The following is a 12,129-nucleotide window of genomic DNA, read 5'->3' as shown; positions in this document are numbered from 1 at the left end:
TGCCGATGGGTCCCAGGCAACGCGGACGGGCGGCAACATATACATAAACCGCGAGGGGGGATGGCCATGCGCTTTCGGGAGTTGAAGGAGAAGGAACTGATCGATTTTGACCGCGGCGAACGTCTTGGCGTGCTCGGGGATGCCGACCTGATCCTCGACCCTTCCGGACGAATTGAGGCCATTGTGCTTGCGGCCCCGTCCCTGTTCGGCTTTCCCCGGCGGCGTGCCGCCGTTGTCATCCCCTGGGATGCGGTGTTGTCTGTGGGCCCGGACCTCATCATCGTGCGCAGCAGCCAGGCGGAAACCGGCGGCCTGCACACGTCGGCGGAATAGCGCGCTCGGGTTTGTGGGCGATTCACCCCTGGAAGCGCACCGGAATACAATGCACCAGACTTGGCGCGATCCCGGTTGCGAACGATCTTTGTGGTTTTCAATTGCCATATTTTCGAGTACAATGATCTGAAAGGGGAACGCCCGCATGTTGACGGGAATCCACATCGCGTTTGCCGGAGGAGATGCCCGTCACCTGGAGATCATCCACAAATGCGTGGAACTGGACGCAACGGTGACGCTGTTTGGCTATGACAACCTCAACCCCCCGCCGGTGGGCACGACGAATGGGCGTTGGGTTCCCGGTGAGCTGACCAGCATTGACGTGTTGGTGCTTCCGGTTGTGGGAACGGATGACAACGGCCATGTGGAGAGCATCTTTTCCTCCAGCACGCTAGTGTTCCGCGATGAACACGCCGCCCAGCTCAAACCGTCTACACTGGTGTTCACCGGGATGGCCCGCCCCTATTTGGTTCAGCTTTGCGAGCGGCACCGCTTGCGGCTCGTCCAATTGCTCGACCTGGACGAGGTGGCCATCTACAATTCCATCCCCACGATGGAAGGCGCCCTCATGATGGCCATTCAGAACACGGACATCACCCTCCACAACGCGCGCACCATCGTGCTGGGACTCGGCCGCACGGGCTTTACCCTGGCCCAAGGGCTCAAGGCGCTGGGGGCGCATGTGCGCGTTGGCGTGCGCCGTCCTGAACACTACGCGCGTGCCTTCGCGATGGGGTATGCGCCCTTTTATTTGCGCGAGCTGGCCAAGTGCGTGCACGACGTGGACATCGTCTTCAACACCATTCCGGCCCTCGTGCTCACGGCGGAAGTGATCGCGCGCATGCCGCCGCATACCGTGATCATCGACTTGGCGTCGCGCCCCGGTGGCACCGATTTTCGGTACGCGGAAAAACGCGGCATCAAGGCCCTTCTTGCCCCTGGTTTGCCCGGGATCGTCGCCCCGAAGACAGCCGGAAAGATCTTGGCCAACACGATCGCCCGGCTGATCCTCGAAGAAATGGGGAACCAGGAGGTATCACCGTGAACCTGAAGGGGAAAACCATCGGCTTTGGTCTGACCGGATCGCACTGCACGTATGCCGAGGTGATGCCGCAGATCAGGCGGCTGGTGGACGCCGGCGCCACGGTGATCCCGGTCGTCACCCACACCGTCGCCACGACGAACACGCGATTCGGGGACGCCAACGACTGGTTGCGCCGGCTGCGCGAAATCACGGGCCGCGACGTGATCGATTCCATCGTCAAGGCTGAGCCCCTTGGGCCGTCGAAAGCCCTTGACTGTATGGTGATCGCCCCCTGCACGGGAGCGTCGACGGCCAAACTGGCCAATGCCATTACCGACAGCCCGGTGCTGATGGCGGCCAAGGCGACGATGCGCAACGGGCGGCCGGTTGTGGTGGCCATCTCGACCAACGACGGCCTGGGACTCAACGCCGCCAACATTGCCAAGCTCATTGCCGCTAAGCACATCTATTTTGTGCCCTTCGGCCAGGACGCGCCCGACACGAAACCCAACTCCCTCGTGGCGCGGATGGCCCTGATCCCGGAAACGGTGGCGGCAGCCCTGGAAGGCCGGCAACTGCAGCCCGTTCTCATCGAAACGTATCGCTATGCCCAGGCGTAGGGGAACTTGCTACGCTCCTGCGCCTTTTCTCCAGTTGATGCGAGAGACTCCCGCGTAACCGCTTGGGGAGCGGGGAGCGCGGCATTCCGTATGGGAGAGGAGAGGACGACGTGGCACACAGGCGGTTGAACGTTGCTGTAGTGGGTGCAACAGGAGCCGTTGGACAGGAGATTTTGCGCCTGTTGGAGGAACGCCGGTTTCCCGTCGGGGAGTTGCGACCGCTCGCCTCGGCCCGGTCGGCGGGGAAAACGGTCAACTTCTGCGGCCAGTCGGTGACGGTGCGGGAGGCAACGCCAGAGGCCTTTGACGGCATCGATCTGGCCCTGTTCAGCGCGGGCGGCGCGACGAGCAAGGCCCTGGCGCCTGAAGCCGTGCGGCGCGGGGCCGTGGTAATTGACAACTCGTCGGCCTTCCGCTACGATCCGGACGTTCCCCTCGTCGTGCCGGAGGTCAACGCCCATGCCCTGGCCCGTCACACGGGGCTGATCGCCAATCCCAACTGCACCACCGCCATCCTCGCCGTGGCCCTGTGGCCGCTGCATAGGGCCTTCCGGGCCAAGCGGGTGATTGTCAGCACCTACCAGGCGGCCAGCGGGGCGGGAGCGGCGGCGATGGAGGAGCTCGTGCGCGAAACCGGCCGCGTGCTCCGCGGGGAAGCGGCACGGTGCGAGGTCTTTCCCCATCCCCTTGCGTTCAACGTCATCCCGCAAATCGACGCCTTCCAGGAGAACGGCTACACCCGCGAAGAGATGAAGGTGGTCTGGGAGACGCACAAGATCTTCGGTGACGATACGATTCGCATCAGCTGCACCGCCGTGCGCGTGCCCACACTGCGCGCCCACGCCGAAGCGGTAACCGTCGAGTTCGAGCGACCGGTCACCCCCGAGTCGGCTCGCGCCGTGCTTGCGGAAGCCCCGGGCGTCGATGTCGTCGACAACCCGACGGAGCGGCACTATCCCATGCCCTTGCGTGCCACCGGCAAGGGGAACGTCGAGGTCGGCCGCATCCGCAAGAACCTGGCCTTTGACAACGCCCTCGACTTCTTCGTCGTCGGCGACCAGCTGCTCAAAGGTGCCGCCCTCAATGCGGTGCAGATTGCCGAACATCTCTTCTTACGGGATGAGGCGTGAGGGGGGCGGACGGCACATGCGCATCCTGGTGCAGAAGTTTGGCGGTACCTCGGTCAACGCGCCGGAAAAACGCGCCCGGGTCATCCACCACGTGCGCCGCGCCATGGAGGAAGGATACCGCGTTGTCGTTGTCGTGTCGGCCATGGGGCGGCGCGGCGAGCCCTATGCGACCGATACGCTCCTTGACCTGGTGCGGGACGAGGAGGGTGTGCTCCTTCCCCCGCGCGAGCGCGACCTCTTGATGCACTGCGGGGAGATCATTGCCGGTGCCGTGCTAGCGGCCGACTTCGCGCGGGCGGGGCTCAAGGCGCGCGTTCTTACCGGCGGACAAGCGGGCATCGTAACCGATGACGAGCATACCAACGCGCACATTGTCAGCATCAACCCCAAGCGGATCCGCGACGAGCTGGAACGGTGCGATGTGGTGATCGTTACCGGCTTCCAGGGCCAAACGCCGGAAGGGGAGATCACCACCCTCGGACGGGGCGGCAGCGACACGACGGCCACGGCCCTCGGCGTAGCCTTGCGCGCGGAATACGTGGACATCTTCACCGATGTCGAGGGCGTGATGACGGCGGACCCGCGCATCGTGGAAGACGCGCGTCCCTTGTCGACGGTGACGTTCTACGAGGTGTGCAACTTGGCCTACCAGGGGGCCAAGGTGATCCACCCGCGGGCGGTGGAGATTGCCATGCAGACGAACACGCCGATCCGCATCCGCTCCACCTTCTCCGACGACCCCGGGACGCTCGTCACCAGCGTTGCGGAAAAGAATCGCATCGCTGCGGAGTTCCGCGACCGCCCCATCACGGGGATCGCCTATGTGGCCAACATCACGCAGGTCAAGGTGCCGGTGCCCGAAGGCGAGTACGACGCCCACCTCAAGGTGTTCAAGGCCATGGCCGAGCACCGCATCAGCGTCGACTTCATCAATGTCAATCCCACGGCGGTGGTGTACACGGTGGCCGACGAGGAGGCCGAGCGCGCGGCGTCCATCCTGCGCGAGATGGGCTTTGCGCCGCAGCTGGTGCCGCACTGCGCCAAGGTGTCGGCCATCGGGGCGGGCATGGCCGGTGTGCCCGGCGTGATGGCCTTGATCACCGAGGCGCTGACCGAGGAAGATATTCCCATCCTCCAATCGGCCGACTCGCACACCACAATCTGGGTGCTTGTCAAGCAGGAAGACATGGTGCGGGCCGTGCGCGCCCTGCACCGGAAGTTCAACCTCCATAAAATCGGTGAGCAGGAGGCGTAAACGGCGTGCTGTTCGGACGACTGATCACCGCGATGGTGACGCCTTTCGATGACAATTTGCGGGTGGATTACGCGGCGGTGGAGCGCCTTCTCGATCACCTGTTCGCCACGGGGACGGACAGTGTCGTGGTGGCGGGAACGACGGGGGAGGCACCCACGCTGAGCAAGGAAGAAAAGCTCGAGCTGTTCCGGTTTGTTGTGGAAAAAGCCCGGGGGCGCGGCAAGGTGATTGCCGGGACCGGCGGGAACAACACGGCGGAGGCGGTGAAGCTCACCCAACTGGCCGAGGAGGCCGGCGTGGATGGCATCCTGAGCGTCGTCCCGTACTACAACAAGCCGTCCCAGGAAGGCTTGTATCAACACTTCCGTGCCATCGCCGAAAGCACGCGCCTGCCGATCATCTTGTACAACATTCCCGGCCGCACCGGCATCAACATGAGCGCGGAGACGGTGGTGCGCTTGTCGGCCATCGACAACATCGTCGCCGTGAAGGAATCGAGCGGAAACCTGTCGCAAATGGCCACGATCATCGAACAGACACCCGATGATTTTCTGCTGTATAGCGGAGATGACAACCTGTTGCTGCCGGCCATGTCCGTCGGGGCGGTGGGGGTTGTCAGCGTGGCGTCGCATGTGGTCGGGCGGGAGATGAAGGAGATGATCGAGACCTTCCTGACGGGCGACGTGACCCGCGCCGCCGCGTTGCATCGCAAGCTGCTGCCGCTATTTGAGGGCCTGTTTATGGCGCCGAACCCGGTGCCGGTCAAGGCGGCCCTTAACATGATGGGCATTCCCGTCGGTGGTGTTCGTCTTCCGCTTGTTCCTTTGGATGAAACGCAGCAGAAAAAGCTGGCTACGTTGCTCCCGCGCCGCTAACCGGTCGGGAGCCTTTTCTGTTTGAACGGCTCTAAGTCAATAACTGTGGATGGGAGGTCAACCAAGCCAAGGGTATAAAAGCGAGGAGCATCTTCCGCACATAGATTTCGCGGTTGCGGAACCCGTAGCTGATTCGTTTGAGCAGCTTGATCTTGGTGTGCACGCCTTCCGTGTAGCCGTTCGAAACACGCCAGGTGTGGTAAGCCAGAATCGCCTCGCGCCAGCGGCGGAGCGTGCGTCCCCACTGCAGGAGCGCGGCATCGCTTGCCGACTGGGCCTCAAAGATCACGCGGTCCAGGATGGCTGCGGCTTCGTCTCGATTGGAAGCACGGTAAACGTCTCGCAGCTGCTCTTTGACCCAGTGAAAGTGGGCCACGTTCTTGTGATGCTTCCGAATGGCGGCAAGCTGGGCAGCTTGGCGTTCGGTGAGGTCGTCCTCGTTCTTCAAAAGCGGCCATCGAGGCAGGCGTACCCCGGTCACCTGCTGTTCCACTAGCCGTGCTTCGTCAACCCGCCGATTCGCGTCCTGGATGACGTGAAACGGATCCGCCACGATGACAGCGCCGGGCAAAGCGCGCTTCACGGCATGGCGCCAAGCATCCTTCAGGTCGATGCACACGGCCCGAATCCGCCGACGAACCGTCTCCGGCAGCTGGCGCAAAAAGCGCTCCAGTGTTTTCATGCGGTCATCCGGCAAGATGGCCAAAAGGCACCGTTTTGGCCACACGCATGTGACCGTAACCATCATGTCACGGCCACGATAGCTGTGTTCATCAATGCTAAGCACGAAGGCATCGACATCCCGGAGGGCTTCCTCGAGATTTACCTGCTGGTCTATGTACCGAAGGAGCAGACGGCGCAAGGTGCTGCTGCTTGTTCCGCTTTCCTGGGCGGCACGACGGAAACTGCCCGCTTTCAGGCGCTGGAGCAAAAGGGCTTCGGCCCGTTCGGTCCTGCGTGCCCAGGGGCGAATACCAGGAAAGCGTTCGGTGAACACTTTTCGACAGGCCGTGCACTGGAAGCGCCGGGGACGTACCCAGAGGTAAACCGGTTTCTCGTTGCACCAGGTGTGCAGCTTCCGTTTCCATTCGCGCGCACGATCGTAGACGCGGCGTGTCAGCTGTCCACAATCCGGACACCGCGCTTCCTTACGCGGCCGACCGGCGTAGATGTGAATACCATCGGATTGATGCACGATACGGTAAACAATCCACGATTGTAAGCCGAACATTTCTGCGGTAAGCTTGTTCATAGGCGGTCGCGAGCCTCCTTCGGGATGTGATGTGCCTAACTATCCCTTGGCTCGTCGACCGCCTTTTCCTCTTAGATCCCACACTTTTTAGCGTAGAGCCTGTTTGAACTTGCCACATCCGCCCTCGTTGGGTATAATGGGGCCAAGTGACTGGGTGCGGCTCGAACGGTGTAACGGCAACCCCTTATAGGAGGGGCACCAGTTGTCGAAGGTTCATCATCGCAAGTTGCTGATCTTTGCATTGGGCGGGCTCGGCGAGATCGGCAAGAACATGTACTGCGTCCAGTACGGCAACGATATTGTCGTGATCGATGCGGGGCTGATGTTTCCCGAGGAGGAGATGCTCGGGATCGACATGGTCATCCCGGACATCACCTACCTCGAGGAAAACAAGGAAAAGGTTCGGGGAATTTTGCTCACGCACGGGCACGAGGACCATATTGGTGCGCTGCCCTATGTACTGAAGCGGCTGAACGTTCCGGTGTTCGGTACGAAGCTGACGCTCGGGCTGGTAGAAGCAAAGCTGCGTGAGGCGGGCATCCTCAACCAGACGAAGCGGGTGCTGATCCACCCCAAGTCGGAAATCCGCCTCGGTGTATTTCGGGCGACGTTTTTCCGTACGAACCACAGCATTCCCGATTCGGTCGGCATTTGCTTGGAAACGCCGGAAGGGATTGTTGTCCATACAGGCGACTTCAAGTTCGATCAGACGCCGGTTGGCGGACAGGTGGCCGATTTGGCCAAAATGGCGGAAATCGGGGAGCGCGGTGTGCTCGCCCTCCTGTCGGATAGCACGAACGCCGAGCGCCCCGGTTTTACGGGATCGGAACGTCTGGTCGGCGAAGCGATCTTGGACGTCTTTCGCAAGGCCAAACGGCGCGTTGTGGTGGCCACCTTCGCGTCAAACATTCACCGCATACAGCAAGTGATCGACGCGGCTGCCGCAGTGGGACGCAAGGTGACGATTGTCGGCCGGAGCATGGTCAACGTCGTACAGACGGCCATCGACCTGGGGTACCTGAAAGTGCCTCCGGGCATGCTGGTGGATCCTGACGACATCAACAAGCTCCCCGCGCACAAGGTGGTCATCTTGTCCACGGGGAGCCAGGGCGAGCCCATGTCCGCGCTCACTTTGATGGCCCGGTCCGCGCACAAAAAGATCGACATTTTGCCCGGCGATACGGTCATTATTGCTGCCACGCCCATTCCGGGCAATGAACGTTTTGTCGGGCGGACGGTTGACCAGCTTTTCCGTATCGGTGCCGAGGTGGTCTACCACGCGGCAGGCACGCATCCGGGCGTGCACGTTTCCGGCCACGGCAGCCAGGAAGATCTGAAGCTGATGCTCAACCTGATCAAGCCGAAGTACTTTATTCCCATCCACGGCGAGTACCGCATGTTGCGCATGCACGCCAAGCTCGCCGAACAGGTGGGAATTCCCCAAGAGAACATCTTCATCTTGGACAACGGCGACACCGTGGAGATTGCGGGCGGCAAGGCCCGTTACGGCCCGAAGATCCCCGCGGGCAATGTGCTCATCGATGGGTTGGGTGTCGGCGATGTGGGCAACATCGTCCTGCGAGACCGCAAAGTCCTGTCTCAAGACGGAATTCTCGTGGTTGTCGTTACACTGAGCAAACAGGACGGCAAAATTCTGTCCGGTCCCGACATCATCTCCCGCGGGTTTGTCTATGTCCGGGAATCGGAGGAACTGTTCGAGGAAGCCAACCGCATCGTCACGCAGACGCTTTCCAAGTGCATTGAGGAAAACATCCAAGACTGGACGACGCTTAAGAATAACGTGCGCGATGCGTTAGGACGGTACCTTTATGACGTGACCCGTCGCCGCCCGATGATTCTCCCCATCATCATGGAAGTATGATCTCGCCGAGCCACACGGGAGCCGGGAATCCTTGCGCTGCAAGGGTTCTCGGCCTCGTCTTTTTTTGAGTCCCCCGTTTGACCACATTTTGACCACCTTTAGTAGACTAAAGCGATTTGCGGGTGTCATCGAGGGCGTGCAGGGCACTTTCGAAATGGTCGGCGAGACGCTTCTGCATGTTGGGGAGAACGTGCGAGTACGTGTCAAGGGTAATGGTTACGCTCGCGTGTCCCAGAGGTTGGTACAGCGGATCAAACGTGCATTGGACACGTTGAATGAGGGAGAACGGGAATTAATCGAGCTAAAATATTTTTCGACGCTTATTCGCTCGGACTTAGCCATTTACGAAAAGCTTGGCTATAGTAAACGGCAGGGGAGGCGCATTAAGGCTGCTGCTCTTCGCAAATTGGCGATAGCCTTAAACTTGATCTGATTGTCGTCGACCTCCAGTAGTGCAAAAACCCCTGGGGGTCGACGACATGTCTGCGAACTCTCCAGAACTCGAAAATGCGCTTGTCATATGGATTGTTGTGGTGTAGAATGTTTTCGTAAGATTTCGTTCTTATTTCGTCATTTTTTGGTATCCCACGATGATAGGGTTTTCTGGGGTTTGTAGACTACCTATGAGGGATTGAAACTGGTGATCGGTGCCATGACGGCGGCGATCGGGAGCCTGATGTTTGTAGACTACCTATGAGGGATTGAAACTGGACGGCGAGGGTAAGAGGCTGCGCGTGGCCTACTTGTTTGTAGACTACCTATGAGGGATTGAAACTGGAGTACGGCATGCACCTGCTCCGGCAACGTGAAGAGGTTTGTAGACTACCTATGAGGGATTGAAACCGTGGGGAGGGCGGTTTCGCCGCCCTCCTTCACCAGGTTTGTAGACTACCTATGAGGGATTGAAACTGAAGATCCTTTTGGCTTTTGAATACTTGAAATACGCGCGTTTGTAGACTACCTATGAGGGATTGAAACGCTTTTACACACATCACAACCCTAGAAAATGAGGAGTTTGTAGACTACCTATGAGGGATTGAAACCGGAGCGCCGCACGAAGGGGAAGGTAGCTCAACTCCTGTTTGTAGACTACCTATGAGGGATTGAAACCGTTCGTTTCGCTCCAGCGCGTGCGGCGCCAGCTCGTTGTTTGTAGACTACCTATGAGGGATTGAAACATCAGAAAATCCGGATCGCTGAGCGCTTTCTCGATCGTTTGTAGACTACCTATGAGGGATTGAAACACGAACGCCCTCAGTTCATCGAGCATCCGTCTCGCGCGGTTTGTAGACTACCTATGAGCATTCCTGTAATGAAACAAACGGGGGTTTGAACAAAACGAAAACCTCCTGATATCGTGGTGGTGTCGAAAGAATCCACCACCACGAAAATCAGGAGGTAGTACCCCTATGATAGCACAAAATCGCAAGCTTGCCACCATTAACGATTCCACGCTCATCGTAGCCGTTGACATCGCGTCCCAGAAACACGTGGCACGTGCGATTAACTGGCGTGGGCACATCCTTGGCGAACCGTTGATCTTTGACAACCGACTTGAGGGGTTTGAGGTGTTCTTAAAGTGGATCCGCCAGCTGCAGGCGAAACACGGGCTTTCAGAGGTCGTGGTCGGCATGGAGCCGACCGGTCATTACTGGCTGAACCTTGCCGCTTATTTGCGTGCTTGCGATGTCCCGGTCGTCCTTGTCAACCCCTTCCATGTCAAGCAAACCAAAGAGTTTGTAGACAACTCGCCGACCAAAAACGATCGCAAGGACGCCTTGGTCATTGGCAAGCTCATCAAAGACGGGCATTTCGTCATTCCCACATGGCCGCAAGGCGATTTCGCCGAGCTGCGCGGCCTTGTTCATCTCCGCCACCAGCTCATGAAGAACCTTCAGCGCCTGCACGCGCGCATCCGCCGCTGGTTGGACCAGTACTTCCCGGAGTTCCTAGATGTGTTCCCGGACTGGGAAAGCAAAACGGCCCTCGTGTCGCTTCGTCTCTTCCCGCTTCCGCAAGATGTATGTGCGTATACGCCCGAGGAGCTGGTTCGCCAGTGGCGAGAACACGGGGTACAGCGGGCCGTGGGACTTTCGCGCGCTCGTTCCTTGCGCGCAAGCGCCGAGCGTTCCATCGGTCTGACCCAAGGCCTGCATGCCGCGCGCCTTTCGCTTCACTGCTGGTTGCAAGAATACGACCTCCTGCGCCAGCAGCTTGAGGAGATTGAGCAGGCAATCGCAGAGCTCCTCAAGCGCATTCCCGGGGCTATGGAAATGCTGAGCATTCCCGTCGTCAGCGAAATGACGGTGGCGGGGTTTCTGGCCGAGACGGGTGACTTGCGCCAATACCGCGACTGGCGGCAAATTCGCAAGCTGGCAGGGCTGAACATCGTCGAAAACCGCTCCGGGAAACACGTAGGCAAAACGCGCATTTCCAAGCGCGGACGTGCGCGCCTGCGCGCGCTTCTGTACCGCTGTGTCTTCGTGCTGGTGGCCAAAAATGCGGAGTTCCGGGCCTTGCATCGCTATTACACGAAGGAACGCCCAAACCCGCTGAAACCCAAACAATCTCTCGTTGCGTTGTGCTGCCGGTTGATTCGCCTGCTCTATGTTCTGGGGACGCGCAAGATCCGCTACGATGCCAGCCGAATGCCCAAACCTCCGCAATCCATTGCGACGGTAGGTCTCGTCGCCTAGGGTCAGGAATGCTCCTGATGGTGTGACGAACGCCTTGATCCGTTCTCGCTCATTCGTGCACGCAGAGAGCCGGTATTTCAATCCATTCGGGCTGAGACCCTGCCTAGGAGCAAACGTGGCCTCCTCCCTCGACAGGTTGGACGAAGGAATGTGGTGGGCACAAGACTCCGTGAGATATGGGAGGGTAGCTGCGAGGGAAAACAGGGGAGGCCTAGGAACGGCCTAATAAATGGAAGTTCGTTGATCTTTTCCCTCAACAGCACCCCTCAAACCAATATTCAACTTATAATCAACAAATAGGAAATAATTCTGATTTCGCCGAGGGAGTAAACGTGCAAATGGGTGAGCAAAACGAAGAAAATAGCTTTTTGCTTGAGGGAGGGATTGAAACTCACTATTCGGCAGGAAGTTTTCGCCGTACACGAAAAGTTTGTAGACTACCTATGAGGGATTGAAACTTGGTCTTTCGTTTGCACACCCCACTCAATGGTACCAAGTTTGTAGACTACCTATGAGGGATTGAAACTTGCTGAAAACGTACCGTGTCGTCTCTCCCATCGGGGTTTGTGGCGACCAATTCCCGAGGATCGTTGACCACATTGACCACATTTTTGACCACACACTGTTTGCGCCAGAGTTACTCGAAGTGCATTTGGGTGAATTGATAAGGTTGAAGTGTGCTCCCTGAACAGGGTGTAAAAATGGAGAAAGCCGAGAACCCTTGCAGCGCAAGGATCCTCGGCTTCCGTGTGGCTCGGCGAGATCATACTTCCATTTTAATCCTCGCTCTTCGCTCTAGTGATCGTGATGCAAAAAGATTGTTCTGACGCGGTTTGGGAGTGGGTCAGACGACGATGCCCGCGTTGCTGCGGTAAGCGGGTTTATTGACAACTCCAACAACGCTGTGAAGATCAAAGGCTATCCCAAGAAGCCAGAAAAGTGGAATATACATTGAATAGTGAATTGAGCGCCACCGGGTATGGGAACTACGCGCAAAACAAGATGCCGACTGCATGGAGAATTGTCTGTAAAGGTGCTTGCGGTGGGTGCTTTTGGTCACGT

At 58.9% G+C, this 12,129-nt stretch carries 9 protein-coding genes and 1 CRISPR repeat array; of the genes, 8 read left to right on the top strand and 1 reads right to left on the bottom strand.

Translation table 11 applies throughout. The features are described from left to right. The first annotated feature begins 66 nt into the window (after positions 1-66). The 6 genes from ACYQ0Z_RS08435 (at position 67) to dapA (ending at position 5,237) form a co-directional block, all read left to right on the top strand. Positions 67-333: a YlmC/YmxH family sporulation protein gene (locus tag ACYQ0Z_RS08435; protein WP_459866682.1), complete on the top strand. Its 267-nt coding sequence runs from the start codon at positions 67-69 to the stop codon at positions 331-333. A gap of 145 nt (positions 334-478) precedes the next feature. Beyond that, complete coding sequence (gene dpsA, locus ACYQ0Z_RS08430) at positions 479-1,378, top strand: dipicolinate synthase subunit DpsA (protein WP_459866679.1); 900 nt, start codon at positions 479-481, stop codon at positions 1,376-1,378. Beyond that, entirely contained in the window at positions 1,375-1,977 is a 603-nt protein-coding gene (locus ACYQ0Z_RS08425) for a dipicolinate synthase subunit B (RefSeq protein ID WP_459866676.1), read from the top strand. The genes dpsA and ACYQ0Z_RS08425 overlap by 4 nt, the downstream gene beginning before the upstream one ends. A 110-nt stretch (positions 1,978-2,087) precedes the next feature. After that, positions 2,088-3,107: an aspartate-semialdehyde dehydrogenase gene (locus ACYQ0Z_RS08420; RefSeq protein ID WP_459866673.1), complete on the top strand. Its 1,020-nt coding sequence runs from the start codon at positions 2,088-2,090 to the stop codon at positions 3,105-3,107. Between the two features lie 16 nt (positions 3,108-3,123). Further along, positions 3,124-4,362 carry an aspartate kinase gene (gene dapG, locus ACYQ0Z_RS08415; RefSeq protein ID WP_459866670.1) on the top strand — a complete coding sequence of 413 codons (1,239 nt, stop codon included), beginning with the start codon at positions 3,124-3,126 and terminating at the stop codon, positions 4,360-4,362. Between the two features lie 5 nt (positions 4,363-4,367). Then, on the top strand, positions 4,368-5,237 hold the full coding sequence (gene dapA, locus ACYQ0Z_RS08410; RefSeq protein WP_459866667.1) for a 4-hydroxy-tetrahydrodipicolinate synthase: 870 nt from the start codon (positions 4,368-4,370) through the stop codon (positions 5,235-5,237). Positions 5,238-5,268: 31 nt separating this feature from the next. Here the strand turns inward: dapA and ACYQ0Z_RS08405 are convergent, their stop codons facing one another. Next, positions 5,269-6,489, bottom strand: coding sequence for an ISL3 family transposase (locus ACYQ0Z_RS08405; RefSeq protein ID WP_459866664.1), 1,221 nt, complete (start codon positions 6,487-6,489; stop codon positions 5,269-5,271). A 202-nt stretch (positions 6,490-6,691) separates the two neighbouring features. On the opposite strand from ACYQ0Z_RS08405, the gene ACYQ0Z_RS08400 reads away from it, so the two are divergent. Together ACYQ0Z_RS08400 and ACYQ0Z_RS08395 are read left to right on the top strand one after the other, a co-directional pair. Then, a complete protein-coding gene (locus ACYQ0Z_RS08400; protein ID WP_459866661.1) occupies positions 6,692-8,371 on the top strand; it encodes a ribonuclease J in 1,680 nt (559 codons plus the stop codon). Between the two features lie 608 nt (positions 8,372-8,979). Next, a CRISPR array of direct repeats spans positions 8,980-9,615; the repeat unit is 30 nt; unit sequence GTTTGTAGACTACCTATGAGGGATTGAAAC. A 165-nt stretch (positions 9,616-9,780) separates the two neighbouring features. After that, on the top strand, positions 9,781-11,067 hold the full coding sequence (locus ACYQ0Z_RS08395) for an IS110 family RNA-guided transposase (protein ID WP_459863884.1): 1,287 nt from the start codon (positions 9,781-9,783) through the stop codon (positions 11,065-11,067). Positions 11,068-12,129 lie beyond the last annotated feature (1,062 nt).

This window comes from Calditerricola yamamurae (assembly GCF_054654135.1).
This window is presented reverse-complemented; position numbering and strand designations above follow the sequence as displayed.